At 37.5% G+C, this 26,615-nt stretch carries 29 protein-coding genes; 13 read left to right on the top strand and 16 right to left on the bottom strand.

Annotated elements, in window-relative coordinates:
- Positions 1 to 195: 195 nt before the first annotated feature.
- Positions 196 to 1,140, bottom strand: coding sequence for an OmpA family protein (locus H7A25_00280; protein MCP5498312.1), 945 nt, complete (start codon positions 1,138 to 1,140; stop codon positions 196 to 198).
- A gap of 47 nt (positions 1,141 to 1,187) precedes the next feature.
- A complete protein-coding gene (locus H7A25_00275; GenBank protein MCP5498311.1) occupies positions 1,188 to 1,565 on the bottom strand; it encodes a hypothetical protein in 378 nt (125 codons plus the stop codon).
- A gap of 152 nt (positions 1,566 to 1,717) precedes the next feature.
- Here H7A25_00275 and H7A25_00270 point away from each other — a divergent pair, with 152 nt between their 5' ends.
- Positions 1,718 to 2,050: a hypothetical protein gene (locus tag H7A25_00270; GenBank protein ID MCP5498310.1), complete on the top strand. Its 333-nt coding sequence runs from the start codon at positions 1,718 to 1,720 to the stop codon at positions 2,048 to 2,050.
- On the top strand, positions 2,047 to 2,523 hold the full coding sequence (locus H7A25_00265; GenBank protein ID MCP5498309.1) for a hypothetical protein: 477 nt from the start codon (positions 2,047 to 2,049) through the stop codon (positions 2,521 to 2,523). The genes H7A25_00270 and H7A25_00265 overlap by 4 nt, the downstream gene beginning before the upstream one ends.
- A gap of 56 nt (positions 2,524 to 2,579) precedes the next feature.
- Here the strand turns inward: H7A25_00265 and H7A25_00260 are convergent, their stop codons facing one another.
- From H7A25_00260 to H7A25_00245, 4 genes are all read right to left on the bottom strand, one after another.
- The gene (locus tag H7A25_00260) at positions 2,580 to 3,119 is read right to left on the bottom strand and encodes a hypothetical protein (GenBank protein MCP5498308.1); all 540 of its coding nucleotides are present in this window, start codon (positions 3,117 to 3,119) and stop codon (positions 2,580 to 2,582) included.
- Positions 3,120 to 3,197: 78 nt separating this feature from the next.
- Positions 3,198 to 4,919, bottom strand: a complete 1,722-nt coding sequence (locus tag H7A25_00255; protein MCP5498307.1) for a tetratricopeptide repeat protein — start codon at positions 4,917 to 4,919, stop codon at positions 3,198 to 3,200.
- Positions 4,906 to 6,267 carry a hypothetical protein gene (locus H7A25_00250; protein ID MCP5498306.1) on the bottom strand — a complete coding sequence of 454 codons (1,362 nt, stop codon included), beginning with the start codon at positions 6,265 to 6,267 and terminating at the stop codon, positions 4,906 to 4,908. The genes H7A25_00255 and H7A25_00250 overlap by 14 nt, the downstream gene beginning before the upstream one ends.
- Positions 6,268 to 6,373: 106 nt before the next feature.
- Positions 6,374 to 6,703, bottom strand: coding sequence for a helix-turn-helix domain-containing protein (locus tag H7A25_00245; protein MCP5498305.1), 330 nt, complete (start codon positions 6,701 to 6,703; stop codon positions 6,374 to 6,376).
- Positions 6,704 to 6,850: 147 nt separating this feature from the next.
- Between H7A25_00245 and H7A25_00240 the strand changes: the two genes are divergently transcribed.
- The 3 genes from H7A25_00240 to H7A25_00230 are packed head-to-tail and all read left to right on the top strand — an operon-like array spanning position 6,851 to position 7,663.
- Complete coding sequence (locus H7A25_00240; GenBank protein ID MCP5498304.1) at positions 6,851 to 7,069, top strand: hypothetical protein; 219 nt, start codon at positions 6,851 to 6,853, stop codon at positions 7,067 to 7,069.
- Position 7,070: 1 nt separating this feature from the next.
- Positions 7,071 to 7,280 (top strand): hypothetical protein, encoded by a 210-nt coding sequence (locus tag H7A25_00235; GenBank protein ID MCP5498303.1) that lies wholly within the window; start codon positions 7,071 to 7,073, stop codon positions 7,278 to 7,280.
- The gene (locus H7A25_00230; GenBank protein MCP5498302.1) at positions 7,274 to 7,663 is read left to right on the top strand and encodes a hypothetical protein; all 390 of its coding nucleotides are present in this window, start codon (positions 7,274 to 7,276) and stop codon (positions 7,661 to 7,663) included. The genes H7A25_00235 and H7A25_00230 overlap by 7 nt, the downstream gene beginning before the upstream one ends.
- 108 nt (positions 7,664 to 7,771) lie before the next feature.
- On the opposite strand, the gene H7A25_00225 is transcribed toward H7A25_00230, so the two are convergent.
- From H7A25_00225 to H7A25_00215, 3 genes are all read right to left on the bottom strand, one after another.
- Positions 7,772 to 10,699: a TonB-dependent receptor gene (locus H7A25_00225; protein ID MCP5498301.1), complete on the bottom strand. Its 2,928-nt coding sequence runs from the start codon at positions 10,697 to 10,699 to the stop codon at positions 7,772 to 7,774.
- A 118-nt stretch (positions 10,700 to 10,817) separates the two neighbouring features.
- Positions 10,818 to 11,222 (bottom strand): hypothetical protein, encoded by a 405-nt coding sequence (locus H7A25_00220; GenBank protein ID MCP5498300.1) that lies wholly within the window; start codon positions 11,220 to 11,222, stop codon positions 10,818 to 10,820.
- Between the two features lie 9 nt (positions 11,223 to 11,231).
- Positions 11,232 to 11,486 (bottom strand): hypothetical protein, encoded by a 255-nt coding sequence (locus H7A25_00215; protein MCP5498299.1) that lies wholly within the window; start codon positions 11,484 to 11,486, stop codon positions 11,232 to 11,234.
- Between the two features lie 227 nt (positions 11,487 to 11,713).
- Here H7A25_00215 and H7A25_00210 point away from each other — a divergent pair, with 227 nt between their 5' ends.
- Together H7A25_00210 and H7A25_00205 are read left to right on the top strand one after the other, a co-directional pair.
- Entirely contained in the window at positions 11,714 to 12,103 is a 390-nt protein-coding gene (locus H7A25_00210; protein MCP5498298.1) for a hypothetical protein, read from the top strand.
- A 57-nt stretch (positions 12,104 to 12,160) separates the two neighbouring features.
- Positions 12,161 to 12,793, top strand: a complete 633-nt coding sequence (locus H7A25_00205) for an adenylate/guanylate cyclase domain-containing protein (protein ID MCP5498297.1) — start codon at positions 12,161 to 12,163, stop codon at positions 12,791 to 12,793.
- A gap of 47 nt (positions 12,794 to 12,840) precedes the next feature.
- Here H7A25_00205 and H7A25_00200 read toward each other — a convergent pair whose 3' ends face one another.
- The gene (locus tag H7A25_00200) at positions 12,841 to 13,539 is read right to left on the bottom strand and encodes a hypothetical protein (protein MCP5498296.1); all 699 of its coding nucleotides are present in this window, start codon (positions 13,537 to 13,539) and stop codon (positions 12,841 to 12,843) included.
- A gap of 25 nt (positions 13,540 to 13,564) precedes the next feature.
- Entirely contained in the window at positions 13,565 to 14,182 is a 618-nt protein-coding gene (locus tag H7A25_00195; protein MCP5498295.1) for a hypothetical protein, read from the bottom strand.
- Between the two features lie 365 nt (positions 14,183 to 14,547).
- On the opposite strand from H7A25_00195, the gene H7A25_00190 reads away from it, so the two are divergent.
- Positions 14,548 to 15,216, top strand: coding sequence for a Uma2 family endonuclease (locus H7A25_00190; GenBank protein MCP5498294.1), 669 nt, complete (start codon positions 14,548 to 14,550; stop codon positions 15,214 to 15,216).
- 33 nt (positions 15,217 to 15,249) lie between these two features.
- On the opposite strand, the gene panB is transcribed toward H7A25_00190, so the two are convergent.
- The 4 genes from panB to H7A25_00170 are packed head-to-tail and all read right to left on the bottom strand — an operon-like array spanning position 15,250 to position 18,327.
- Positions 15,250 to 16,047, bottom strand: coding sequence for a 3-methyl-2-oxobutanoate hydroxymethyltransferase (gene panB / locus H7A25_00185; protein ID MCP5498293.1), 798 nt, complete (start codon positions 16,045 to 16,047; stop codon positions 15,250 to 15,252).
- Positions 16,044 to 16,475 carry a 2-amino-4-hydroxy-6-hydroxymethyldihydropteridine diphosphokinase gene (gene folK / locus H7A25_00180; protein MCP5498292.1) on the bottom strand — a complete coding sequence of 144 codons (432 nt, stop codon included), beginning with the start codon at positions 16,473 to 16,475 and terminating at the stop codon, positions 16,044 to 16,046. The genes panB and folK overlap by 4 nt, the downstream gene beginning before the upstream one ends.
- Positions 16,475 to 17,326, bottom strand: a complete 852-nt coding sequence (locus tag H7A25_00175; protein ID MCP5498291.1) for an ATP-binding protein — start codon at positions 17,324 to 17,326, stop codon at positions 16,475 to 16,477. Before H7A25_00175 ends, folK begins: the two co-directional genes overlap by 1 nt.
- A gap of 59 nt (positions 17,327 to 17,385) precedes the next feature.
- Positions 17,386 to 18,327 carry an AEC family transporter gene (locus H7A25_00170; GenBank protein MCP5498290.1) on the bottom strand — a complete coding sequence of 314 codons (942 nt, stop codon included), beginning with the start codon at positions 18,325 to 18,327 and terminating at the stop codon, positions 17,386 to 17,388.
- 130 nt (positions 18,328 to 18,457) lie between these two features.
- Between H7A25_00170 and H7A25_00165 the strand changes: the two genes are divergently transcribed.
- The 4 genes from H7A25_00165 (at position 18,458) to H7A25_00150 (ending at position 24,362) form a co-directional block, all read left to right on the top strand.
- Positions 18,458 to 19,081: a hypothetical protein gene (locus H7A25_00165; protein ID MCP5498289.1), complete on the top strand. Its 624-nt coding sequence runs from the start codon at positions 18,458 to 18,460 to the stop codon at positions 19,079 to 19,081.
- Positions 19,082 to 19,091: 10 nt separating this feature from the next.
- On the top strand, positions 19,092 to 20,384 hold the full coding sequence (locus H7A25_00160) for a hypothetical protein (GenBank protein MCP5498288.1): 1,293 nt from the start codon (positions 19,092 to 19,094) through the stop codon (positions 20,382 to 20,384).
- A 98-nt stretch (positions 20,385 to 20,482) separates the two neighbouring features.
- A complete protein-coding gene (locus H7A25_00155) occupies positions 20,483 to 22,849 on the top strand; it encodes a PAS domain S-box protein (protein MCP5498287.1) in 2,367 nt (788 codons plus the stop codon).
- Positions 22,827 to 24,362: a SpoIIE family protein phosphatase gene (locus tag H7A25_00150; protein ID MCP5498286.1), complete on the top strand. Its 1,536-nt coding sequence runs from the start codon at positions 22,827 to 22,829 to the stop codon at positions 24,360 to 24,362. Before H7A25_00155 ends, H7A25_00150 begins: the two co-directional genes overlap by 23 nt.
- A gap of 1 nt (position 24,363) precedes the next feature.
- On the opposite strand, the gene H7A25_00145 is transcribed toward H7A25_00150, so the two are convergent.
- The gene (locus H7A25_00145; GenBank protein ID MCP5498285.1) at positions 24,364 to 25,440 is read right to left on the bottom strand and encodes a hypothetical protein; all 1,077 of its coding nucleotides are present in this window, start codon (positions 25,438 to 25,440) and stop codon (positions 24,364 to 24,366) included.
- 139 nt (positions 25,441 to 25,579) lie between these two features.
- Between H7A25_00145 and H7A25_00140 the strand changes: the two genes are divergently transcribed.
- A complete protein-coding gene (locus H7A25_00140; protein ID MCP5498284.1) occupies positions 25,580 to 26,611 on the top strand; it encodes a septal ring lytic transglycosylase RlpA family protein in 1,032 nt (343 codons plus the stop codon).
- Positions 26,612 to 26,615: the final 4 nt, after the last annotated feature.

Raw genomic sequence — 26,615 nt, 5'->3', positions numbered from 1 at the left:
CCTTTTTAAAACGGAATGAGCTTTTGAATATTTTCCCGGGATACAACTTTTCAACAGTTTGAAATATGGCTTTGCTTATTGCGCATTGCCGTTTCATTGACATCTGTAGTGGAATAAACAATTTTTTTTAGATTAAGGGTCTTTTTTTACTGAGTAGTTACGTATTTTCTAATATATCTGTTATCCCAAACAAGTTTACCAGTAGGTAACAATAATATCGACTCTTCTATTTCTTTTTCTTCCTGCATCGGTAGTATTGGTATCAAGAGGATGGAATTCACCATAGCCTGAAGCAGAAAACCTTTTGGGTTCTAAGCCCGGATTTTTCTTCAGAACATAGCCAAGAACACTCAAGGCTCTCTTGGTAGACAGTTCCCAGTTATCCTTAATCTGTTCTGTATGAATAGGAACATTATCGGTATGGCCTTCTATGTAAATATGATAACCGGGATATTTAGTTATTATTTTAAAAATAGAATCTAAAAGTGGCTTCCCCTGTTTTTTAATAATAACAGAGCCGGAATTAAAAGAAGCAGCTTCACTCAGGTTGATTACGAGCCTGGTTAAGTCTCCATTTTTAGTAATATTAACTTCCCCTTCCTCGGGTTTTATAGTGGAAGTAATAGCCTTTCTTAAATCTTCATATTGTTTATTGATTTTATCTTCTTTTGTTTTTATCTCTTTTATATAAGAAGATAATCCCTGTGAAAAATCCTTAAGTTTTTTTTGTTCGGTTTTTAAATCCTCCAACTCGGATTCTAATGTATTATTTTTTTCTTTTAACAAGTTATAATCTTTCTTTATCTGAGAGTTTTGATCTTCGGAAATTTGCAGCCTCTCTTTTAAATTAGCTAAGCTTTTCTCTAGTTCATTTTTTGCCTGCTTGCATTCATTTAACTTTTTTTGTAGATCTAATTTTTCTTTCTCAGATTGATTTAGATTTCCCTGATTCTTTAGTTCAAGTTCTTTGATTTTATTTCTGAGTTTGTCTACTTCCAATTTTCTTAATTTGACCAATGAATCTATTTCAGATTTTGCGTTATCACTTTTTTTTTGAAAGTCAGCATCATAATCGATTACCTCTTCTGAATATACGTGGATTTGCAGAATTAAAAATAAAACGAGAAAAAACTTTTTCATAATACGGTCTCCTTACCCGAAACTCCAACTATTTTAATTATTTAAAATTATTCAATTGAAATTTTATTACAAAACTGCGATGTAAAAATGGAACCATGTAGGGAATAGTCACGACCATGCAGGGAACAGTCGCGACTGTTCCCTACGTCGTCATTGTTTATATCGTCATCGGACCTTATCCATATAATTCCTTGAAAATGATTTGGCATGATACAATATTCATCGATTTTTAAATAATCGTATTGTTCAAATAACCATTTCCATTGTTGTTCTACAATTTGTCCGCAGGAATTTAATTCCATACGGGTATTTACAATATTGCCAAATACAGATAAACGATTGTGGACACAGATGCTTATAAAATATGCACCCGGTGTTGAATAATCATAATTTTTCAATCGAATCAATTTTCTTTCTGGATGCATTCAGCAATTCCTTCCCTCCGGCCTGTGCTATGATATAAATCCCTTGCTGACATTATGCCTCCCAGCACAAATGTCAATTCTGATTCCCAAAAAAATGAATTAAAGCTTGCAGTAGAAGCTAAACATTTGTATCTTGGTTTATGAGGTAAAAAATGAAAGATGAACAACCCTTTTTGTTCAATACACCCGAAACGAGGAAAATAAAAGCGAGAGAGAATTTCTCTGATACGTATCGAGAGATGTCAAAAGCAATTAGTAGAGTTTCAGAACCTTCTTTTACTCTCTATGATAGGGTTTGTATTTGGTTATATGAGAAAATACATGGTCGCTTTATCAGCATAGAAGACCAGAGGTTGGAAGAAATAATTCTTTCTATTAAAGGAATAAAAAGAATTATTTTTATTCTTAAACCTCTTCCGGCAAAGTCTAAAAATCAAAAAGAGCTGGTAAGTTTTATACAAAGCAATTATGACAAAAGAAAATGAAGTTTGAGAATGTTCCCGGTAAAATAATTATAGCCTATAAGAAACTAAGGAAAGTAGAAAATATTGAAATTCTGAATTACCTTTCAGAGAATCGTTTTGATGCAGATATCAATTGCTACATTTCTCTTTTAGGTGGATTATCTGATGAAGAGGATTTAAACTTTCATAGAGCAAATCGAATACGTAAAATAAGTCAACATATTATACGCTACCATATTTTATATTGTATTCATAGAAACCCGGAGAGTGTAATCGAAGAATTTATACAAAGTCAGCAGGACAATAAGAGAGCCTTCGATTATATTCTTCTAAACGAAACAGAAAATGTGGTTTTAGATTATCACCTGTTTTTAAGAGAACTTACCAGGTTAGAACATAAGAAAATTAATATGTCCGGGTTTTGTCGCTTAAAAGACTTTAAAGAATTTATTGAAGATTATGAGGAATATGGTGAGATTCTTATAAATGCATAATTCCACCCGGCCTCAACAACCAGGTTCTGGTAAGGAATAACCAGATTTCCCTCGGTTCAAGAATAATAATCATCTTCATTCCAATGAATCGGATTCTCAATGATATATTTTTGAATCCGGTATAATTCCGTTTCGTTTCTGATGATTCTATCATGAAATGATTTCTGCCATTTGAATGATTCATTCCCCGATAAATGAATTAATTTTGATGACGTTGTTTTAAATGCACCGACCAATTCCGGTATTGGTTTTATTTTTGTTTGTCGACCATGTAGGGAACAGTCGCGACTGTTCCCTACATCGTTCCCTACGTCGTTCCCTACATCATCCATGACGTTTTCGGATCTTATCCAAATAATTCCGTGAAAATGATTTGGCATGATACAATATTCATCGATTTTTAAATAATCGTATTGATCAAATAACCATTTCCATTGTTGTTCTACAATTTGTCCGCAGGAATTTAATTCCATACGGGTATTTATAATATTACCAAATACAGATAAACGATTGTGGACACAGATGCTTATAAAATATGCACCCGGTGTTGAATAATCATAATTTTTCAATCGAATCAATTTTCGTTCACGCTGCATTTATGATTCCCCTTCCTCCGGCTTCAATATGCCGTCGGTTACTGAGCGAGCCAACGGCGAGTCGAAGTACCGATGCTTCTACCCCGTCATCCTCCGAAACTCTTCGTCTTCCCAAAAGAGCTTGAAGTCCTCGTCCTCTTTCGCCATTTGCTTATACTTTGTATTTAGCTCGATAGCCTGTTTTAGATAATCGTAAGACTCTTCTTTTTTATTTTGCAGGGCAAAAAGACAGGCCAGGTTGTAATAGGCACTTTCAAAATCCGGTTTTATTTCAAGAGCTTTCTTGTAATCCTCGTAAGCCTTACCATATCCCTCCTGCTTCGCATAAGCATTCCCGCGGTTGTTATAGGCCTCGTGCTTATCCGGCTTTATTTCTATGGCTTTCGTCCAGTCGGCAATCGCTTCCTCAAGTTTGCCCAAATCATCATAAGCATTCCCGCGGTTGTAATAGGCCTGGTGGTAATCCGGCTTTAACTCTATCGCTTTCGAGTAGTCCCCTATCGCTTCCTCATATTTGCCCTGATTAAAATAAGCAAGCCCGCGGGTATAATAGGCACTGGCATAATCCGGCTTTATCTCTATGGCTTTCGAGTAGTCAGCTATAGCTTCCTCATACTTGCCCTGATTTACATAAGCATTCCCGCGGTTGTAATAGGCATCGTGGTCATCCGGCTTAATCTCTATGGCTTTCGAGTAGTCCCCTATCGCTTCCTCAAGTTTTCCCTGATTCTTATAAGCAATCCCGCGGTTGTTATAGGCCTCGTGTTCATCCGGCTTTATTTCTATTGCCTTCGAGTAGGCTCCTATCGCTTCCTCAAGTTTGCCCTGATTATAATAAGCAATCCCGCTTATAAAATAATTCTGAGGAGAATCCGGATTGAGTTTGATAGCCTGTTTTATATCCTCTTCTGCTTCCTTTGAATTTCCTAATATTATAAAGCAGATAGCCCTGTAATAATACAGGGAAAAATTATTTTCATCCTTTTCAATCAACCTGCCAAGTATTTCTCTGGCAGTTTCAGCTTCTTCTTGATTATAAATAAGTTTTAATGCTTTATAGAATTCTTTCTTATTCTCCCAATCTCTATTTTTCTTGCCGGTTTTTTCATAAATGCTACAGAATTTTTCCGTGTGTTCTAAAGCCCTTTCATAATCGGAAAGTTTTTCATAATAGGAAATTAGCTCCGGTAGAAGTATGGTTCTCTGGAAATCATCCTGTATATTCTCTTTTAAAATAGCAAGCTTTGCTTCGAGATTCTTAACTTTTGCTTCGTAGTGTTTCTTTTCTTCTTTTGAAGGTTTCTCTATTTCCAGTAAATCAATGAGATCATAGTTTAATTTAGATAAGCTAAAATCCCTGGCTTCTGAAATATATTGCAGATCCATAATATACGAACGGTAAGACCACAAATCGGGCAATTTTTTTACACAGAGAGGCACATCACCCCTGCGAAGGAACAAAAACAGGGCTATCGGAAACTCGGCGAATTTATCCCGCCTCTGGTTAAAGCCTACAAGCAGTTCTTCATTGTTCAGGATTTCATAAAAGTCTGTGATAAAAACAAAACCTTCCGAAGCTTCATAGAAGGCATCTACGATTTCTCGGTAACTTTTCCCCTTCGTTTTCAGGTAGCTCAGTTTTCTTTCAGGATAGTCTTTTTTTAGTTCCAGTTCCAAAGCTTTGGAGATAATCTTACCCGAATTGGTTTCCAAAAAGATAAGACGAAAGCCTTCGACTTCTAAAATACGCCTTAAAAAGCTATATTGCTCTTCAAACTTTTCAATCTTATCCCGCGACATAGAATTTATAAATATCCGATTCTTCGATGACCGGGTTCACACGTTTGTAGGTGCCGGTATTATATTCAAAAACAATTAACTTCTCCAATAGGTCCTGAAGCCCATCCATAAAAAGTATAGGAATCCCTTTTTCATTTGCCAGTTTAATTTTTTTTAAAATTTCAATATCCTTATCGGTAAGATAACGGGAGGCATCTGCGGCAAGGTGTTTTACTGCTTTGTTCAGGGCATCTCTTGTTAGAATCCCTTTCTGTTTATCACTATAAAAAGCAGTATATTCTAATATTCTTAATAATTCCCGTGGAGAACCACCACTGGTAAGAACAACTTTCTCTACCGTTTCATCGGAATCAAAAAGTTCTTTCGAAACCCGCTTATAAATAAATTGCCTGTATCGTTCTATTGCTTTTTCAACCCTTGCACCATCTCTCTCTATAAGTTTTACAAAAGGAAAGGGAATGATAGTGCTAAAATTCTCCAGTCGCCTTTGTTCACTCATTAACTCAACCGGCAGGGTAAATAGGGTGTTTACCTTGATTTCCTGGATACGGTTGGACTCTTCCATAATGATTTTACGTCTCGATTCCGTACTCATGGTTTTTTCCAGACCGTCTACCACAAAGAAAACTTCGCGGGCAACTTTCTGGGTCTTAATAAGTTCATTTATCCTGTAAATAAACATATTAAATTTCGAAGCAAACTCACTAAAATTGTTCTTAATAGTACTGCGAATAACAGTCGCTCTTTCCGTGCTTCCCAGGATCCCGGCTTTTAAATTCATGAAAAGTTTGGATAAAAAAGGAATACTGGCTTTGGTTTCCAGTCCCGCTTCGATTTCCATTTTACTCGTAAGCTTCTTATTTACTTCACGAATCGTTTCTGCATACCAGGCCTGCATTTCCTCCAGAATATCACTTTCCACCAGTATATTTTTTTCTTCGAGTCTTTTAAAAAGTTGCTCCAGTTGAAATATTAGAATATCAGTATATTCCACATCGTTCTTATCCAGACCCTTATCAATGTTGCAGGTGATACATAAAAAGCAGTCCGGGTTATCGAGTTTTTGCACCCATTTCTGGATTTCGGAAGTCTTGCCCGAACCCCTGTGTCCTGCTAAAAAAACCAGGGACTTGTTAAAAGGATTTGTTTCGTTATAGGTATAAATACTGGTTTCCGGCGCCTCTGAAACGTTTAAAGCACTGTAGATGAGGTTCTCATTAAATTCACCACGGACATCCTCAAAGTTCGTAAAAAATTCGTGATCGGGAGACACCGGGATGTCAAATTTCACAGCAGAATCAATCTCTACAAATTTAGAGGCTTTTTTGGGAATCGCGCTTAGTTCCATGATTGCAATATCGGTTTAGAGATAAAAAAGTGCAAGTGAAAAACCCCCTTTCCCAAGCCGGAGGGTTAAGCCTCCTACTTCGGAAAGTCGGTTTGGGAAGCACCGTCTAAAATATCTTTTTCAGACTTTCTAATATTCCATTAATTGCAGAAAGCATCCTCGGATCTCTGCGGATTTCCCGGAAGAGTTTCTGTTCCTCTTCGGTCAGGGCTTCGCTGTTCTGGGCTTCGAGCATGTCCCCTTCCCCGGAGACGAGCCATTTCAGGCTGATGCCGAAATCCTTATGCACCCGGTAGATAACCTCAACCGGCAGGGCTTTCATTTTACCATTTACAATATTACTTAGAGTAGGTTGCGGGAGATCGTATTTTTTTGCAAAGGCCCTCTGGCTGAGACCGAGGTAAGAGAATAATTCATTAAATTGATCTTTTTTCATAAAATGATTGATATTATTATATTTTTAATTGACTATAATTGATATATGAATATATATTGTATAATATAATCAGTTTTTCCATCGCTCGGAGTCTGTAGTCAAGCATATTCAGCGTCGGAGAAGCAGGAAAAGGAGACAAAGTTACACATGGGTTTAAATCTTGAAACTGATGAAGATGGTTTAATTTATAAACTTAGAGTTCATCGTGACCTGGTAACAAAAGTATTAAAGCTTCTAAAGTCAGAGGGAATTTCATCAGAGAGAACTCGGAATAATGATCCAAACGGTGATATCATTATTTTTAGAGTGAGCGATAGAAATAAAGTTCACAGGCTTATGCAAAAACTAAAGGAAGTTTATAATTAAGATGCTACACATAGAAATTAAAACCAAGCAGAGGATTGATTCAGGGGAAGCTAAAAAAATCATTTCTAAAGGGTCGATAATAGCTGTCCTTACTACAGGTGTGATATCCGAAAATGCAAAAAAACTTTTTAAGGAAAATAATATATCCTGGATTGAAAGAATACCCGAAGATAAGATATTAGATAAAAACTTGGAGTCCTTATTATGTTAGACATTACACTCTATTCAAAAAACGATACATCCTGTACTATAGATGTATCTGAATCTTTTTACGAATGGCTCAGTCACTCAAAATTCTCGAAAATCGGAAAATCTAAAGAGATTGAAATCACGAATGATTCAGAAAAAATTCGACTACAGTTAATCGAGCTGGATAATGTGAAGCGCAAAGAATATCTTTATTTTCTTTTGGAATCAATATCCGAGTTTTCAGAAAAACTGATTCTTGAATTAGAAAGAGGAAATCCCGCTCTTCTAAAAGCTGATTCCTACTTAAAAGATAGTATCATCGGGGATCATATCTATTTTATAAAATACCTTCAGGCCTTAAAGAAAGGTATAGAACAGGAAGAATTTGTATATATGGAAATATGAATACGGCTGCTCCCTGAGCCTGGCTTCGGCTCGTTTTACTTTCTCAGCCGGCTGAGATCTCCGAAAGGCCCCTGAGTGTATCCGAAGAGTAAGCCGTCTGGAACCATTTTAAAACGTTAAAGTCAAATTCATCATGAAGGAGCGTCCGGGTTGGGGTAACAATGAAGAGTCATACCCACTGGATCGAGCATAATAATAAGTACCGGCATTGGCATTGCTGGTTCCCGGATGCACATAATAGGTATTGAAAATATTCATTACCCTGAAAGTGAAATACCCGTAGTGTTTAAAGTTCATGGTAATACCGGAATCGAATATTAGATTGGCCGGTAGTCTTTTAGTTTCCTGTTGAACTATTCTTTTCAGTACGGCATCTACATCAGTAGGGTCTTTCAAAGGCCCGTTATCACTCAGGGCGTTTCTCGAATAAAATTCTCTCGCACTTACATAATTAGTTCTGAGATTTAAAATAAATAAATCCTGAATGGGAAGGTTCGCACCCAAATTTATCTTATGAGGAGCAATATCTCCGAGGTTTTTATACTCACGTTTACGCGGAATAAAAGAAGCAGGTCCGTCGTAATAAGAACCAAAAGGGCCGGCAACTTTTTGACCTCGAAATAAATACTCATATTGTCGGAGAGGTGTAACTCCTTCTTTCCATTCACCCATATTATGATCGTAATAAGTATCGGCCAGAGCTTCTGTATAAGTATAATACGTATATAAGCTGATAGGTGCTGATTTATCTATAAAATTAGAAAAGTTCCATCTGAACTTATATTCAAGACCATATATTCTTCGTCTTCCGGCATTCTTAGCTGATTCTTTAATTACGTCTTCGTATCTGGCGTAATAACCGGAAACCTCATTGGAAATACGTTTTCCCTGACGCATAAAGATTAATTCCGTTGTTTTCTCTTTTTCCGGTTTTAAATTCAAGTCGGCGGTTCGTCCGGAGAAACCACCGTATAACAGCATAGGTGGAGGTTCGTTAAAGGCTTCCCCGTATAATAATTTCACCGCGGTGCGATCATTCATTTTATAGATACCCGTAATCCGGGGATTTAAAGCTCTACCATATACCGAGTTTTCATCATAACGAACACCGGGACTAAAGCGAAACTTTCCCCAATCAATGATAGTAAGTAAAAATCCACCCCTATCATAAGTAGCAATTGTATTTTCATCGGGCATTCTTTTCTTGGGGGAAGGCCCTTTCAGTATAAAGGGATCCGAACTCAGGTATATCGAATAACCTCCATTCTGATGCAAGGGGTCATCCTTGATACCCGGATTTACAGCAGGGTTTAAAGCATCTACCGAACTAAAGTAAGTTGAACTCCACCAGTATCCAGGGATATCATAGTATTTTGATAGTTTCTTAAATTCTAATTTTATACCTCCCATTACTTTCAGGTATTCGTTTACCTTATACTCCAGGTTCTGGTTGATTCTCGCACTTTTACTGGCATTGGTCCAACGGGTAATACTAATATAAGAAGGTTCTGTTAAACTATATCCATCTGCTTCCGACCAACTTCCATAGGTGTATGTATCCCGATATAGGGCCAGGGAGTAAGAAGTTAACCTGGGTGTAATTTCTGCAACATTTTCTACATATAAGTTAACAAGATGCTTGGACCAGGGGTCATTCGTTTGTGCCTTATCACCGGGATAGGCTCCTGCATAAGCTTCATCTTTATTACTAATATGTGCTCCAATTTTTAAAGTCTTATAGGTAACACTGAGTATGGTGCCCCAGTCATTTACAGCATCTTTATAAGTTCCGTAAGCATTCCCCATATTTCCGTAGAAGAGAACCGGACCCCAGACCTTTGGGTTATTCATATAGAAAGGTGATTGGTACCCTTTACCCTTGATGTTATTATTTTCATCCAGTCCCTGAGTAGTTCTCGCAGACATAGAGATTCCTACTTCACCGACCTGTGCATTGACTGCACCATCTACCGTCCAATTCGGCCCGGTTCCGTACATAAAACTTGTTTTACCTGCTACTGTTTGCTTACCATTATCTTTTGCGGTTTTCGTAATAATGTTTATAATACCCTGAAAGGCATTGGGTCCGTATACCGCAGAAGCGGGGCCGTAAATGATTTCTACCCGTTTAACATTGGATATCGGATAGGTTCTATCTACAGTAGCAACTTGAGTCCATAAGTCATTCTGGATGATACCATCTATCATGAGCAAGGTTCTGGATGTAAAAGGCGTACGATAACCTCTCTGGTAAAGAACATTTGGATCTGCACCTCCAAGACCGATAAAATCAAAACCGGGAAGGTCTCGAAAGATATCTTCCATGCTACTATAGCCCCTGTCTTTGAAATCCTGCTCGGATACAACCATAATACTCGCCGGAACATCAATAATGCTTTCTTTGGTTCTGGAAGCTGTGACAACTTCTGTTTCCCCTAAAAGCTTGAAAACTTCTTCCGTCTTCTGGGTAAGATTTGCTTCTGAAAGAGGGAAACGATAAGTGCTACTGATGGGATGGTTTTTAATTTCATTATCTATATGTTCATCAATAATTTTCTTATCCGGATTCCCCTTGATTCGTATCAGGGTTTTTTTAGCCGCATCAGAAATTACTTCAGAATCAGATTCTTTGAGTTCCGTTTCATCGAGGTTTAAATCTTCCAGTTCGGGAAGATCCCGACTGATGTTTACGGCATCAATAACTTTACCGGTGGAAGCATCATAAATTTGAATGTAAAGATTCAGGTTATGAAATTTATCTTTTCTATAATAACCATCGATCAGGAAAGAATGGGAATTCTTTTCAAGAGATTTTTCTTCGATTGGTGTGCCTGATAAATCAGCTTCTCCTTCCCGAACTGTATAACCGGAATCTGTAAGTTCTTTTTTCAGGTTTAAAAAAATTAAATCTTCAACCTGTGGATCTTTTGCTGAATTATAGGCTGCGAATTTCCCCAGATAAACTGTTTTGTTTGTACCATCCGCAAAAATAGAAAAAAAACTGAAAACTATAAAAAAGTATAAAAACCTTATCAATGTATATCTCTCCTGCGAGAGTTAATAATAAGGAGATGAAAAAAACTGTAAAGAAAAAATATAAATAAATTTGCAAATACTTAAACTAATATCAATACATTAGAAAAATCAAATATGCCTAAATGCCACTACCTCCTTCATTCTCCGTAGTTTTTTTAGATTCTTCTAACTTTTGCTTCTCTTCAATCTTTTTTCTCTCTCCGGCTTCTTTGATTCTTTTTGCCCTGTTTGAAGCTTTTTGTGAATCCGCCAGATTGTTTAATATGCCAAAAGTCAGGTTAGATACTTTTTCAATAGTTTCTGTACTTTTTGAAACAAGGTTTTCTACCATTTCTTTTTTCTGACGAAAGGACAATCTACGTAAGAATTCATGACTGACTATAGAAGAAACGTGGCCGGCTTCTTTCTTTAATTTAAGAGCACGAAGATGCAAGTTCCCTAAAGAGCGATAACTGAAAAATAAAACCACAGCCAATGAAATGAGCAGAGTAAAAGAGATAAGTAAAGATATTGTAAGTTCCATCATCTATCCTCAAATCTGAATAATGTTTACTTTGGCATCTACATTTTTCCGCTTCAATTCTTCTATAGTTTCTTTGCGCACCTGTTCATAGACTTTTTGTTTTACCAGATCCGGCAACCAATCACTGGCAATTTTTCCTATGTAAGACTCCCTTCGCGCAAGACCTATAGGATCTTTCACTTCGATAGTTACAAGCATTCTCGGAGAAACATCCCCCGTATTACGACTTGTAGTAGTACCGTCTGGTCTGAGCTGTTTTTCCATTTTAATGAATTTTTCTTGTAACTCGACAAGGATTTCATCTACCTGCCGGATTTTCCGGAAATGAAAATAAACAAAAAGCAAGAGCAGGAGTAAGCAGACTGAAAAACAAATTGAAAGTAACAAAAGTCCCATTTTCTAACCCGGATCAAGTTTGCTCAAAGTCCTGAATGAATAGCAAATCTTTTTTATTGCTTGTCAGGAAAAACTTTTCCTGATAATTTTAGGATATGAGGCTTATAGAAAAAAATGAGTATTTTGTAATATCAGTAGATACAAGTATTCACCGGGTTTATTTAACTTATACCGATATTCCTGCACCCAACAAAGAAGCTATAAAGGATCTGACACCCGGAATACGAAAAGCCGCCGAACTGGCCGGAGAAGGTTTTACGGGAATTGTAGACAGAAGACTCTGCGGTCCGCAACCACCGGATGTTTCTGAAGAAATCTTAAAAGCCCATGCAGTAGCCATAGAGCTGGGAATCTCTAAAATGGCTGTTCTTATGCCCTATACATTTATCAGTCAGGCTACCGCTCAGGAAATGTATGGTAAATCTAAAATTCAAAAGAAAGAGTTTTCTGAATTATTAGCTGCAGAAGCCTGGCTAAACGAATAAGAAAAAAGTCTTGCTATATTTACTCCGAGTGCAGTAATTTGTGTAAGAGGGGGTTATATGACGATAAAAAGAAGAATCTACACAAGCGCCTCAGAAGACAGGTTAGAACAACTCATTCAACTACGTTTAGAGAATGGAGCAGATAAGGCAAAGATAGACGAAAGAATCTGGAATCTTTTCGGAGAAGAATGGAGTGTGATGTTCACCGATCTCTCCGGTTTCTCACGCAGAGCTTCCCAATTTGGAATTATTCATTTCTTACAAACCATTTATGAATCTGAAAGAATTCTTACTCCTATCATAGAAGAACAGGATGGAATCTTACTGAAAGCAGAAGGAGATAGTTTCTTAGTAATATTCAGAAGTCCTCTTGATGCACTCGAAGCTTCTCTAAAAATGCAAAAATCTTTACATGAATACAACCAGACAAAAATAGAAGAAGAAAAAGTCTTACTCTGTATAGGCCTCGGTCATGGAAAAATCTTACGCATTGGAGATAAAGATGTTTTTGGTTCACAGGTGAACTTTGCCAGCAAACTGGGGGAAGATACAGCAAAAGCCTACGAAATTCTCGTTACCGGTTCCTACAAATCCAAGGTAGAAAATTTTCAGGGAGTGAGCTTTGAATCCATAGACGAAACCTTTTATGGAGATGAAAAGGCCTTTAAGGTGAATTACTCCCTGTCCTAAAGCCTTTAGGACTTTTCCGTATGCGAACCAGTAAATGGTTCGCTTTCTTACTTAAGCCAAATTTTCTTATATAACTCATCCAGCTTTTTTTGCATTTCTTTGGAAACCACTTCTTCTGCTGTCTTACCCGTTTCATCCTCATAAATAAGAGGAATAAGTTTATCTTCTCCGGTAAAAACTTTGTCTCCATTCGTATCTTTAAAGGCTTCTATCAGAACTTTTCTGGTTTTATGGATTACCTGCCAGTTATGAATGCTATAACCGGAAGGACTTATCTGTCGAAGGTTATTGCCTTTGAGATCAGAAACAAAGAGGTATCTGGGATCTTTATTATCCAATTTTCCGTCTTGATTATAATCTTCTGAAGTGATTATATAGAAAATATAGGGAGAAAGAACTCCCTGGGCCTGATCTCCTATGTGAGTATGTATGGAATAGATTAGGAGACTCTTCTGACTTAAAAGATGAGCCTCTTTCGTTTCCGTGTTAAAAAAAAGAACATTCCAGTATGTTGAAGCCTGGTAGGAGTATTCGGAACGAAGGCTACTCGAGCGCTGGTTTGTAGAACCAATCGGATATAATACAACATCAGAGCCGGGAATAATAATAGCTGAGTTGTATTCGGAAGCCGGGGAAGTTTCTGTCGAAGAAACCGTACCGGAACTATCAGGACTTATGTCACGTTGATTCTTTTCTCCGCAGGAAATAAGCAAAAGGAAATATAAGAAAACTAATAAATATTTCATAAAACTCTTCGGATACAAAACCCTGTTACCCGACAACGGGAACTGCTGAGGATTTATCCAGGAGTTCTAATTCTATTTTATTTTTAATCTTACTGAGCCTTTCGTAACGGGCATCGAGTTTGATGTCCATAAGGGTTATATATTCTCGATTTGAATATTGCACTTCTTTTTCCAGAACGCGGATTTCGGTATCTATTTTCTTGAGTTTGTCTGCCAGTTGGGCCTGAAAAGCCTTTTCTAAGATACGTTTTTCGAGTTTGCCTTTTGTGCTGAGGCTTGCATCTCCTTCTCCCGGTAATTGAATGACTTCTTCCGGATCTTCTCCTGCTTTTTCATAATAGTCTACCGGATTTTTTACCCTCGGATTCTTATCCATAGTTACGGAGGTTTCTCCGCTTACGGCTACGAGCATTCCATCTCGGATTTCGTAATCGACCTTAATATCCAGGGAATGAATTACAGCGTTTTCTCTTGCTGCCTTAGCACGGTATTCTGCAACATGGTCCAGTTCGTGAGAGAGCACATGCAGTATGGAGGAAGTAGAGGGTGAGCTTTCTAATTTGCCATGCCCGAAATAGTACAGAGTACTGGAATTGTCCGCGGACTGAATCGGCCTGCTGCTAATAGTTGATATGGAACCCATAATTATTCCTCCTATCCTTATTTAACACTCGACGAATTTTTTTTTCCCATTTTTAGGATATTTTTTCTTAATTTTTCGAAGCAAGATATTTTTTGTCTTCGGGAGAAATATTTACTGATTTAGATGCTTCCCTTTAACGCCCTTCACTTGCTCGGCACAACCGTACTTCGGCTACGATCGATGAACGACTTGCCATCTATTACTCCCACAGAGCTCCTTTTATAAACTTTACTATTTCTTCGATTGCCATTAAGAGGGTGGTTTTTAGGCCGCACCTGTAGCGAATAAGAATATCTCATGTACAAATTTTTTAATTAATTCTTTACAAATTTTATAGAACCTTTCAAACTAAACACCTGCTTATTATGGAGACACAATACTATCACGAACTACTCAAAGCCACAGAAGAACAGGATCTGGGAGGCATGCACTTTAAAATTATTGACGAGCAGATTCTCTTTCAGGATGAAAATGGCCAATTTGTAATCACCACGATTTCTGCTGAGAAAGACTATAATGAACACCATTTCGAACTGTTGCCCGAAATGGCACCCTACCAGCTTATCGAAGGAAAAATTATATTTATGTATTCACCATCTTTTAGACATCAACAGGTTTTGGGGAAATTATATATTGAAATAGGAGTTTTTGTAAACAGGGAGGGAATAGGCGAAGCAGTTATGGCCCCTCTTGATGTTCGTCTGGATGAGAAAAACGTAGTGCAGCCTGATATTCTTTTCGTTTCCATCCGCCGTGCCAGTATTATAGAGAAGAAAGTTCACGGAGCACCAGATTTCATCATAGAAATCCTTTCAACCCCTCGTAGAGATTCATTGCAATGCATCTCTACGAGGGGCTTGTATGGTCGTTTTTTAGTTAAGGAATACTGGATTGTTCATCCCGAAGAAGAGTGGATAGAAGTCTATCATAATAAAGCAGGTATAATGTGGAAGCAGCAGACCGCCCGGGCCGGAGATACAATTTACAGTAAAGCTATCGAAGGCTTTCAATTAGATGTGGGTAAGGTGTTTTAATTCATTATTGTTTTCAGCAAGCGTATCATAGCTCTAAAATACATTTTTCTCCCCCGGAAACTCAGAGGACTTCACTTCTCTGTCGTATTCTTCTACAGCTCCCCGGATGATACTGTAAAGGTCCCTGTATTTTTTTAAAAACCTGGGATTAAAATCAGGATTCATTCCAAGGAGGTCATTTATCACCAGAACCTGTCCGTCGGTAAACCTTCCTGCACCAATACCTATGGTGGGAACCTGAATGGTTTCTGTGATTTCTTTTCCGAGACTCTCCGGTATCATTTCGAGGACTATAGAAAATACACCTGCTTTCTCCAGGTTTTTAGCTCCTTCTAAAATTTTCAGGGCCTCTTCGGGCTTTTTCCCCTGTAGTCGGTGTCCTCCGAGTACCCTGGCGGACTGGGGAGTTAAGCCCAGATGTCCCACAACCGGTATACCGATTTCTACAAGATGAGAAACTAAATCCAATATATACGGACTTGCTCCCTCTATTTTCACAGCCGCTGAACCTGTTTCCTGCATGACTCTTCCGCAGGCACGAATCCCTTCTTCTTTACTTACATGATAGGACAAAAAGGGCAAATCGCAGATAATCGGGATAGCCGAAGCACCCCGCTTAACAGCTTTCGCATGATAAATCATCTCTTCAAGACTTACCGGCATGGTAGATTCCTGTCCCTGAAATACCATCCCCAGAGAATCTCCTACAAGAATACAATCCAGTTCCGTATCAGAAAAAATCCTGGCTGTAGAATAATCATAGCAGGTAAGAACCGAAATTTTCTTTGATTCGCTTTTCTTCTTTTTAAAAAAAGTAATAATGTCTTTCATCGTGATTCCACCTTATAGGGTTCATCTTCTCCCATTTCTTCCAGAAGTTCCCGGATAAAGGGTCTTGTATATAAAGAATGATGTGGTATCTTTAATATAGCTTCTTCTATTTTGCATCTGCCATACGAAAGGATATCCAGGTCAATTTCCCTGGGGCCTTTGTCGTACCGTCTGATTCTTCCAATTTCCACTTCCATTTTTTGTAGTTCTTTTAAAAGCTCAAGAGGTTCGAGGGAGGTCTGGATTTTGGCAATGCAGTTTAAAAAATCCGGCTGCTCGACAACCTCCAGGGCTTTTGTTTCCATAATCCGGGAAACTTTAAGAAGATGGGTTTGTGGCAGAACTTTTATATTGCATAAGGAAAGTCGAATATATTGATTCCTATCCCCCATATTTGAACCGATGCTGATAAAGGCAAGTTTTGGCATTAGAACCTCAAGCGGTAATCCGGACATTCAATATGTAGATCTTGAGTCATTTCACAGAGCCTCGAATAAACCCTGCCTTCTCCTCTCTCCTTCCATTCCTCCGGAGAATCATTGGAAGTTAAGAGAGTTGTCTTTTCTCTTTCGTAACGAGAATCTATCAGATCATAGAGCTTGGAATTGGCCCATTCTGTATCTTTCTGAACCCCGAAATCATCGATGACCAGCACATCCACACTCATAAATTCTTCACCAATAGACCTTTCCTGACCGTGAAATTCCGAAGTTTTTTGATAGGTTTCCCGGAGACTGTTTAGAAAATCATTAATTTTAACATACCGGCATTTGATCCCGTAGCGAAAAATGAGTTCATTCAATATTGCACAGGCAAGAAGTGTCTTCCCGGAACCGGTTCCACCCCAGAGATGCATTCCCTTTTTTCGATTTTTCCAGTAAGCCGTATCAGGGAAGTGATTTACCAGTTCATCGGCCCAATCACAGGCAGCCAGAAGAGATATCATGGAATCTCCTTCAAAGTCGATGGACGATAAAAAACGAAAGCGATATTTCGAGGGAATCTTTGCCCTGCCCATAAGCGTATTCAAACGGCTGATATGCACCCTCGCTTCATGACACTCACAGGGAACCATTCTGTCCCGTTCCGAGTCATAGGAAAGATAAGGAGCCTTACCTTTCGAAAAACAGGTTTTACAGGAATCAGTCATACAGTGACAGGCAGCCAATTCTCCTGATCGACTTCCCGGTAAAAGCTCATCGAGAATAATCCCGACTCCCTTACAATCCTGGCAATTCTGTAACCCGGCTCTTACTGTGAGTAAATGATCCAGCTTCATACATCCACTGCATTTATAGGCTTGTGATAGCCAAGAACATTATTTTCAAAAGAAGCGTTTCAAAATGTCAGGACATTTAGTAAAAACACTACAATAGGAAAAATAATAAATAGAAAAAATAGGGTGCTGGTAACAAATAAACGGCTGGCAAGAGCTTTATCGAGGTCAAACAGAGTTGATATCATAATCGAGTAAGCAGCCGCCGGAGTAAAAGATTCTATGAAGATTATTTTTGCCACCAGGCCCTTCATACCTGTATATAAAATAATTAAATAAGCTAATAGAGGAGTCAGAATGAATTTGATTAACCAGATAATATATGCTTCTCTCCGGAAAAAATAGCTGAATTCCAGACGAAGTTGTAGGCCTATGGAAAACATAAAATAAAATGTGGTAAAGGGAATCACAAAATCTAAAATTCCGGTAAGCTGCTCAGAAAAAGGAACATTCAATAGATTTAATAAAACCCCGAAGATAAGTGCGAGCATGGGAAGAGAGCGAATATCAAATAAAGTATTACGAATCATTTTCAAAAGGGAAATCGTTTCCGAACTGGAAAAATATCGAGCCACCGGAAAACAAATAAAAAAGATCGTAAAGTGAAAATAGAGGATGTAGACTACACTTAAGGCATACCCTTCCTGACCGAAAAACAAGAAACAGATGAAACCTCCCAGTAAAAAACCCTGATTCGATAAGGCTGAAGCCAGAACCATAGCTCCCTGCTCTTTTTTTTCTCGAAAAAGTTTCTTTGCAAATCCAAAACCGGTAAGCCCTGCGAATAGTACCAGAGAAAATCCTAATAAAGGAAGATATAAATAATCCCTATTTAATGTAAGTTTCCAGAGAATCAGGACTACTATAGGGCTTTCAAAAAAAATCATACCTATTAAAAAGAGAAACTTTCCCCTCTCTTCTTTTAAAAATCCCTGTCGCCTTGCTAAAAAACCCAGACTTAAAGGAAGGAAAGTCACGAAAAAGAAAAGTCCGACTTTATTCATTTCTCCCAAGGCTTTGCTTTATGATGTAGCTGTAAAGAAAAAGAAGGCTTCAGGAAGAGAATTTCGGCTTTCAGATAAACATTGCCGAAAATTACCAAGCTATTTTTGTGGTATAAGAGTTTTCTATAGAATGAAGTATTTACAGTTTCCTATAATCTTCTGCCTTTTTTTTTATTCCTCGATACATGCCCAGATAGAGAATCCAAAAACCGAAATTGGCTTCTGGTTGGGTGCTTCTAATCCGTTTCCCGGAACCGATACAGGTCGAGCCCTGAATACAACCCTCGGAGCCGGTCTTTTTGGTAGATTCCAATGGGGATCCTACCCGAACTTCTACACAGAAGTAGGAGGAAGCCTTTCTAATTACCTTTCGAGAACCGAAAGAGCCCTTACGACGATCCCTCTCTTTGGAGCCATAGATTACAAAGTTCCGGCAGAACTCCCGGTTTCTCTATTCCTCAAGGCAGGTGGAGGAGCCGCTTATGTTCTGGCAAGACCCGCTAACACAGCCCGCTGGGATCCTATGGGCTTTTTAGGTACCGAGATTAGTTTTGTTGCCGGTAAAAAAATTCGGATTGGTTTGAGAATTGACTACCATCATATTTTCGAAAAAATCAATCTTTCTCCTCCCTCTGCCACGCAGTATCCCTATACATCTCCCTATGAGGACCTTCGTTTAACAAATCCCAATCACTATCGCCTGAAGGATGGTCAGTTTTTTCATTTTGGTTTGATGGTAAGTTTTATTCTTTGAGGAGAGTTTTATGAGAAAAAGTTTTTTATTTCTTTTTTTATTATTTCAGCTTCACTGTGAGGTTTTAACAGGAGGGAATGCCAGTAATACACCCTATCCTGTCATTAGCACCCTTTTTAACCAGAGAATGTTACTCCTTTTAAAGGGTACCTATGCCAGTGACAACCCCCTCGGTTTTGATGAATACAATAATGGAACAGGCCAGCTATATCTCGATGATGCCGGTGATGGTCTGGATCCGGCCTTTGATCTCGGAGAACTTCCCTACGCCAAAGACCTGCCTATCTTTATAGACATTGGTGAAGTACGTATTTCTTCCAAATATCGGGAAGGTTTTGCCGGGATTGATGGAATTACCAGTATTAGTGAATCCAAGAAATTCTGGGATTTCATAGCTCCTTACAGGCAGGTCTACTGCAATGTTCCCTACGGTCTGGGAAAAACCGGCTGTGAAGAGACCGGGTATTTTCAAATTGTGGATTTCTTTAATGGCAGCGGTGCGAAATACCCTTCCGTCGATCCCACCGCAGAAACGATAAACCAGGTTAATGGAACCCAGTACTATTATGCCGGTGTTTACTTTCGCTCTTTTGTTACAGGCTGGGCAAAAGAACAGGGGGCCCAGTTAACCAACGAACGATTCGACAATTATGAAGTAAGTGGTTCTAATATTATTTACAGGACGAACTATGACCCCGGCACCATCGATGCAGAAAAAGAAAGCCGAACTCCGGCCATGTTTCCTCTTTTTTATGCCCTCCAGCCGGGACAAAAGGATATGGAAATTCGAGCCGGCTATGACCCTTTCATTTTAGAAATACGGATGAATATCAAAGAAAATTTAATGGTACATTCTTATAATACTCCTCTCGGAGTAGACAGAACGATGGTAGCTTTCAGTGACTGGAGAAAAGAACATAAAGGTGAGCTCGATATGGGGGGAAACCTTCTCATCCGTTCCAGGGTTATTTATCCGGAGTTTGCTGCCAGGTTATACATCAGCGGAGGAACCAAGTCCCGCACCCATTATTATGCAATTTACAGAAAAGAAGAAGTTGAAGTGGACCCGGAAATATACTTAAAGCAACTCCCTTTAGCTGCAAGTCCCGTTCAAAATGGAAGTAGTGAAATTAAGTATATTCACGAGGGAGATTATAAATTGTTTTGCCTCGGAGATCTCACAAGACTCAATGGAACTTCTCTGGCGGACGGCTACCCGGAAACAAAAATCAGGGAAACCGAATTTAATGTGCCGTCATTCCCGGTTCGTCAGCAGATCAATGTGGAACTAAGTTGCCCCTGATTAAATTCTTTTTATTTTGATTGGGGAAAAGTTATCCAATGATATAAATAAAATTTATTCAGCTTGAATTTAGAGTTTCGGTTTGTAGATATGGAGATATGGAACCCGATGAGTTCAGACAATTACTTGAGCAAAAGGAAGGAGAGATTCATCGCCTAAAAAAGCTAAACGAAACTCTCCTTGCTTTTTCCACTTTTAGTATATCACTTCATACCAACTTTACTTATAAGTTAGTAAATACATCATTTTTGCAATGTTTCTTTTCTGTTTCTAAAACATATCGGGATCTGAATGTTTTTTCCAATGTTTACCCCGATGACCTGCCTTCTTTTAAATACCTTTTAAATAAACTCATGAATGAGAACGTATCTATAGAACAATTATCCATCCGCATGGTAACGGAGGAAGGTTCTATTAAATGGGTTAACTGGGAATTTCGTCCCGTACAAAATGAAAAAGGGGAATTAAATGAGATCTTCGGACTGGGTTTTGAATTTTCAGAAAGTGCTGAATTACAAAAGGAGCTTGTCAGAAACAATTTAAGAATGGATGCTCTTATCCGTTCAATAGATAATATAGTTTTCGAGATAGATAATCAATACCAATTTTTAAATGTCTGGAAGAGTAAAAATTCGGGATTATTTTCCAACATCGGAGAATTTTCAGGAAAGAAAATTCAGGAAATCTGGCCTGAGGATTTTTATGAATTATTAAAGCCTTCTGTGGAGCAGGCTTTATTGGGAGAAAGTCCAAATATTGTTCGATACAAGGACGACAAAGAAGAAGCCTGGTATGATATAAGAATTATACCTATTGTGAGCTATTTTACAAATCCGAATACGGCTCTGATTACTATTCGGGATGTAACCGAAAAAGTAAGAATTGAAAAGAAATTTGAAGAAGAAAAAATTTTAAAAGAAGCCATTCTGGCAAACTCAGAAAATGCGTATTACGTAATAGATGAATTATTGAATATAATAAAAGTTAATTCACAGGCAAATAATTTAAAAGAAGCATTGCAGATTATAAAAAGTAAAATCCCCTCCATAACAACAAAACAGAAGTGGGAAGAAGAGCTTCTTATAAAAACTATAGACTACCCGGAAGGAAAATTTTTTCAATTAATCAGCGTTCCTTTGCAAAGAAAGAGTAAGAAGAAAATCGCCTGGTTATGCACATTAGTCGATATTCATAAACGGAAACTCTATGAAAAAACCATAGTAGATTTAAACGAGGAGTTAGAAAAAAAAATTTTAGAAAGATCCCTGGAGCTACAAACAAAGAATGAACAATTAGAAAATGAAATTATTGAAAGAAAAAAAGCTGTCCTCGAACTTGAAAGTGCCTATCGAAATGTAAGCTCCTACCATACGGCTATAGAAAAATCTTCCATCGTTTTTTACACCAATGATAGGGGAGAGATTTCCTATGTAAATGATAAACTCTGTCATACCTTCGGTTTCAACAGGGAAGATTTAATTGGTAAAACTCCGAGCCTGTTTAAATCCGGAGTACATTCAAAAGAGTTTTTTACCAACTTATGGGATACAATAAAAAAAGGAAAGGTATGGAAAGGAGAAATTTGTAATAAAGCAAAGAGTGGGACCCTTTCCTGGTTAGATGCAACGATTATTCCATTTTTAGATGACAATTACCGGGCCTTTCAATACTTAAGTATCTGTTTCGATATTACCGAGCAGAAAGAAGCCGAGAAAAAATTAAAGGATGCCTTAAGGAAGGAAAAAGAATTAAATGAATTAAAAACTTCTTTTGTAAATACAGCCTCCCATCAATTCAAAACCCCTCTAACTACCATACAATCGAGTATCGAAATACTTACAGATAAGATACCCTTCATTCATGACGAAGAGATTGAAGAAAAATTTAATAAGCACTTTGCAAGAATTAATAGTTCGATAGAAAGAATTGTAAGCTTACTCAATGATGTTTTGATACTGGGTCGAATTGAAGCAGGTAGAATGCCATTTAAGCCGGAAAAAGTATATTTGACCGTTTTATTGGAAAAAATTTTAGAAGAAAATTTTTTAGATATGGAAGATAAAAGAAAAGCAAAGCTTATAATAAAAAATAAAGAGAGAGAAGTATTTATTGATATATCTAACATGCGAAATGCTTTAATTAATCTCATTGCAAATGCTTTTAAATATTCCAAAGATTGTCCTCCTCCTGAAATATTATTGAAATTTAAGAGTTCAGGAATACTGATAAAAATCAGAGATTATGGTATAGGAATACCGGATACTGAAAAAGATAAAATATTTACAACATTTTACCGTGCCAGTAATACTGGAGGAATTAATGGTACAGGTTTAGGACTTGTGATTGCAAAGCAACTTATCGAAAATCACAGGGGCACTTTAAGTTTTAGGTCCAATAGACAGAAAGGAACCACATTTATTATTAAACTCGGAGAAAATGTATATGGAAGTAATTTTGGTAGTTGAAGATGAAGAGGAAATTCGAGAAAACATAGCAGAAATGTTGGAAGATGAGGGTTACAAAATTCTACAAGCAGAGAACGGTCAGCTTGCCTGGGAGATGATGCAAAAAGAAACGGTAGATTTTGTGATCTGTGATATCATGATGCCTGTAATGGATGGCTATGAACTTTTAAATAAAATTCGTGCCGAAAAAAGTACGGTAACACTACCTTTTTTATTTCTTTCTGCAAAATCAACTCGTGAAGATGTTAGAAAGGGAATGAATCTAAATGCAGATGACTATATTACAAAACCCTTTAAGAAAAAGGAATTGTTAGAATCAATTAAAGCCAAATTATTATTTGGAAAAGATAAAGAACGTTACCTTTCTGAAAGAATGGAAATCATAAAAAATAAATTAGAGACGAAAGACTTTCAAAAACGATTTCTTCAAACAATTCTTTCTTTATCTCCGGAAGCAATTTTTATTTTTGATGATACGCTAAAAGATGTAATATACTATAACCAGATGTTTATTGAGTTATTTCAGGATGAGCTAAATCATTCATTCCATGATCGTATTTTAATATCCCAGGATATATATTTAAAGCTCAGATTAAACGAAGTAGCGACTTTTTTCAAAAATAATGAGTCAGCAATGCTTCATGAATATGAAATACAATATGCAGGAAAAGATTTCACTTTAAAACTAATCCCTTTACCGATTATAGAAGTTCCGGATACAGAACAATTCTTATGTGTCATGTATGATATAAGCCTGAGAAAAAAGCAGGAAGCTACCATTGAACAATTCTGCGAAAGAGTTGATTATGAAATGGAACTCGCAAGAAAAACACAGGAAAAATTGATTGAAGATAAATTCCCTCAAAGTCCGCATTTGAAAATTTATGCAAATTGTCGTTCTATGGAAAAGATAGGAGGAGATTTTTTAAGTTATAAAAAAATCAATGAACATTATATAAATATCTTTATGGGAGATGTATCCGGCCACGGAATCTCATCTGCCATGGTATCGGCTATGGCAATTGCTATTTTTAAAAACTTAGACTTAGACCCCAAAGAGCCTGCAAAATGCTTACAAACCATTCATTCTTCGGTTAGACCATTTGTTAGTGAGCATTTTATCAGTTCTATTTTCTTGCATTTGGATTTAGAAAAAAAGAGGCTGAGCTATGTAAGTGCCGGGCATCCTCCCTTTGTTAAAATTCGGAACGGAAATTTGGAAGTAATCCGAACTGAAGGGGATCTGTTAATTCTTCATGAAAAACCAAGATTTATAGAAAAGAGTATAGAACTGCAAAAGGGGGATAAGCTAATCTTTTTTTCAGATGGATATTTCGAGAGTATGAATTACCAGCAGGAAATTTTAGGTTATGAGGGTTTTATACAAATCTTATCTCGTTACAAAAATTTATCCATTGAGCAATTAACAGAATCCGTCTTCAAAGAATTGGAAGTATTCTCTTCCGGAATCTTAACTGACGACAGAACCCTTCTGATTATAGAAGCTTTGTGATCTAATGACCCCGGAATATATCTTCCCGCATTTCTTTTCCGTAGGGGCTCAAAAGAAACTCAAGTTCTGAAATTTCTTTTCTTGTTTGGGATTGCCCTATTTTATCCAAATAGGGCTTCATTTTTTGCAAATCTTCTGTTAAGCCGGAAGATAAAATTACATTTTTCCAGAGAATAAGAAAGTTCAGCTCAGATTTTTCTTTTTCAGGAGCTTTATTCAAATGAATCAGGGCTTCCTTATATTTTCCCAGCTCATATTCACACATTGCAATATAATATAAAGTAGACTCAGGATAGTTACCAATTTCTAATAGAGGTTTTCCGTATAATAGAGCATTCTCATATTCTTCCTTTACAAAAGAAATGTAAAGCATTCCAAAAAGTGCCTTTTTATGAAATGAGTTAAGATCCAGGACTTTCTCATAATAATAGGCGGCCTTATTATACTCTCCTTTTTTTTGCAGGTATTCTCCTATCTCCGATAGGGCATCTAACTCAAAGCCTTCTGCTTTGGAAAGACCATCCAGGAATAAAATTCTTTCTTCTATGCGATGACTGGCTTCAAATTCATTCAGAACTGAAAAAATTCCGCTTCTATTTTTCCGGAATTGCAGGATAAATTCTGTACTCAAGTTCCTGGCTTCTTTATAGGCATCCCCCATATAATACAGGCGAAGAAGATTTAGAAAGATTACCCTTTCGTCTTTCTTAAGTTGAAAGGCAGAGCGAAGATTTCTTTCCGCGGCAAAAATAGTTCCTGTTTTTAACTGGTAAACTGCAAGATTATTTAGCTCCTTATACGAAAAAGCCCCACTTTCTCTGCTACAAAGCCTCTCATGCCTTCCCAGGGGCTCCAGAGAGGGATAGTTTGTATAATGGGAATATTTTTTTAAAAGTTCAAAAACTTCTCCGGAATCAAGACCCTGGAAATTTTGCCTACTTTGTTCCGTATACAGAATATAAAAAGGGTCATATAACAGTTCTGATTGGAATTTTGTCCCTATAGAACGTTCTAAAATAGAAGTACAGGAGACAGTCAGGATGAGAAAAAAGAGTAGGTACCATCGCTTGCAAAACATAGGATACACATAAAAATAGAGTTATTTTTGGTGCAGGTTTATTTTTCTTTTCCTTGCGGGAGGCAATAAAAAAATTAAAATTGTATCAGTAGATTTCAGCCGAATATTGGTAATATAACCCAGAAGAAGGTAGGTTAAAATGAGACATTTTTTAGGACTATTCGGAATCATCGCAATAATTTCCTGTAGTACCACAAGGGCCAATCAAACCCAGAGCTTGCCCGAAAAAGAAACCGAGCAGGTTACAAATAGAGAAACAGCACCGGCAGAACCTGTTAAAGACGAAACCAAATCCACTACTACAAGTACTCCGGAAGAAAAAAAGACTGAGGAAGCATCTGTACCGACAAATAATAGCGGAAAAGAAGCAGCTAAAGTAGAAGAAATCAATACAACTGAAAAAAATTACGATGAAATAGGACTTTCTTCCTGGTACGGAAAGCAATTCCAGGGGAAATTAACCGCCAGTGGTGAAACCTATGATAACCAGAAGCTGACAGCAGCACACAGAACCCTTCCTTTTGGTTCCTTGGTAAAAGTAACCAATCTTGAAAATAAAAAAGAAACTACTGTTAAAATTATAGATCGCGGACCTTTTGCTGAAGGAAGAGTAATTGATGTTTCTGAAAAAGCCGCAGAAGAATTGGCATTCAAAGAAAATGGAGTTACCCGCGTTGGAATCAAAATGGTGAAAGGTGGAGATAGCGAAATTGGTTCTGAAGATGAATTAGATGACTTCCTGAAAGACGATCTGGATGATGAAGATGATGATATTCTGGAAGATGCCGGTGGAGAAGAGAAATCCACAAAAAAAGCAACTTCCGAAACGAAAGAACAGCCATCTACAAAAGAAGAACCAGCTACCAAAGAAGAACCTAAAAAAGAATCGGTAAAAAAAGAAGAGCCTAAAAAAGAAGAACCCAAAGCTATATCGAATGAAAAACCTTCAGGCTATACAGTTCAATTAGGAATTTTTAAAGAAGAACAGAATGCTCTCCGTTTCAAATCTTTAGAAAAACGATTGGGCAAAAAACTTTTTATCTACAAAAGAAAAGAAGGTCTCTGTGTTCAAATAGGGGATTTTGCAAATCGTAAAGATGCACTTAACTTTCAAAAAGAAGTAAGAAAGACCGGTGCAAAAAGTTTTGTTCCCAAACAAAAAGTTCAGTAAACCA

The sequence above is a fragment of the Leptospiraceae bacterium genome, assembly GCA_024233835.1.
Lineage (GTDB): Bacteria > Spirochaetota > Leptospiria > Leptospirales > Leptospiraceae > JACKPC01.
This window is presented reverse-complemented; position numbering and strand designations above follow the sequence as displayed.

Excerpts from the sequence above, each read along its gene's own strand:
- H7A25_00280 (MCP5498312.1), bottom strand. The coding sequence starts at position 1,140 with ATGAAAAAGTTTTTTCTCGTTTTATTTTTAATTCTGCAAATCCACGTA.
- H7A25_00275 (MCP5498311.1), bottom strand. The coding sequence starts at position 1,565 with ATGCATCCAGAAAGAAAATTGATTCGATTGAAAAATTATGATTATTCA.
- H7A25_00270 (MCP5498310.1), top strand. The coding sequence starts at position 1,718 with ATGAAAGATGAACAACCCTTTTTGTTCAATACACCCGAAACGAGGAAA.
- H7A25_00265 (MCP5498309.1), top strand. The coding sequence starts at position 2,047 with ATGAAGTTTGAGAATGTTCCCGGTAAAATAATTATAGCCTATAAGAAA.
- H7A25_00260 (MCP5498308.1), bottom strand. The coding sequence starts at position 3,119 with ATGCAGCGTGAACGAAAATTGATTCGATTGAAAAATTATGATTATTCA.
- H7A25_00255 (MCP5498307.1), bottom strand. The coding sequence starts at position 4,919 with ATGTCGCGGGATAAGATTGAAAAGTTTGAAGAGCAATATAGCTTTTTA.
- H7A25_00250 (MCP5498306.1), bottom strand. The coding sequence starts at position 6,267 with ATGGAACTAAGCGCGATTCCCAAAAAAGCCTCTAAATTTGTAGAGATT.
- H7A25_00245 (MCP5498305.1), bottom strand. The coding sequence starts at position 6,703 with ATGAAAAAAGATCAATTTAATGAATTATTCTCTTACCTCGGTCTCAGC.
- H7A25_00240 (MCP5498304.1), top strand. The coding sequence starts at position 6,851 with ATGGGTTTAAATCTTGAAACTGATGAAGATGGTTTAATTTATAAACTT.
- H7A25_00235 (MCP5498303.1), top strand. The coding sequence starts at position 7,071 with ATGCTACACATAGAAATTAAAACCAAGCAGAGGATTGATTCAGGGGAA.
- H7A25_00230 (MCP5498302.1), top strand. The coding sequence starts at position 7,274 with ATGTTAGACATTACACTCTATTCAAAAAACGATACATCCTGTACTATA.
- H7A25_00220 (MCP5498300.1), bottom strand. The coding sequence starts at position 11,222 with ATGGAACTTACAATATCTTTACTTATCTCTTTTACTCTGCTCATTTCA.
- H7A25_00215 (MCP5498299.1), bottom strand. The coding sequence starts at position 11,486 with ATGGAAAAACAGCTCAGACCAGACGGTACTACTACAAGTCGTAATACG.
- H7A25_00210 (MCP5498298.1), top strand. The coding sequence starts at position 11,714 with ATGAGGCTTATAGAAAAAAATGAGTATTTTGTAATATCAGTAGATACA.
- H7A25_00205 (MCP5498297.1), top strand. The coding sequence starts at position 12,161 with ATGACGATAAAAAGAAGAATCTACACAAGCGCCTCAGAAGACAGGTTA.
- H7A25_00200 (MCP5498296.1), bottom strand. The coding sequence starts at position 13,539 with ATGAAATATTTATTAGTTTTCTTATATTTCCTTTTGCTTATTTCCTGC.
- H7A25_00195 (MCP5498295.1), bottom strand. The coding sequence starts at position 14,182 with ATGGGTTCCATATCAACTATTAGCAGCAGGCCGATTCAGTCCGCGGAC.
- H7A25_00190 (MCP5498294.1), top strand. The coding sequence starts at position 14,548 with ATGGAGACACAATACTATCACGAACTACTCAAAGCCACAGAAGAACAG.
- panB (MCP5498293.1), bottom strand. The coding sequence starts at position 16,047 with ATGAAAGACATTATTACTTTTTTTAAAAAGAAGAAAAGCGAATCAAAG.
- folK (MCP5498292.1), bottom strand. The coding sequence starts at position 16,475 with ATGCCAAAACTTGCCTTTATCAGCATCGGTTCAAATATGGGGGATAGG.
- H7A25_00175 (MCP5498291.1), bottom strand. The coding sequence starts at position 17,326 with ATGAAGCTGGATCATTTACTCACAGTAAGAGCCGGGTTACAGAATTGC.
- H7A25_00170 (MCP5498290.1), bottom strand. The coding sequence starts at position 18,327 with ATGAATAAAGTCGGACTTTTCTTTTTCGTGACTTTCCTTCCTTTAAGT.
- H7A25_00165 (MCP5498289.1), top strand. The coding sequence starts at position 18,458 with ATGAAGTATTTACAGTTTCCTATAATCTTCTGCCTTTTTTTTTATTCC.
- H7A25_00160 (MCP5498288.1), top strand. The coding sequence starts at position 19,092 with ATGAGAAAAAGTTTTTTATTTCTTTTTTTATTATTTCAGCTTCACTGT.
- H7A25_00155 (MCP5498287.1), top strand. The coding sequence starts at position 20,483 with ATGGAACCCGATGAGTTCAGACAATTACTTGAGCAAAAGGAAGGAGAG.
- H7A25_00150 (MCP5498286.1), top strand. The coding sequence starts at position 22,827 with ATGGAAGTAATTTTGGTAGTTGAAGATGAAGAGGAAATTCGAGAAAAC.
- H7A25_00145 (MCP5498285.1), bottom strand. The coding sequence starts at position 25,440 with ATGTTTTGCAAGCGATGGTACCTACTCTTTTTTCTCATCCTGACTGTC.
- H7A25_00140 (MCP5498284.1), top strand. The coding sequence starts at position 25,580 with ATGAGACATTTTTTAGGACTATTCGGAATCATCGCAATAATTTCCTGT.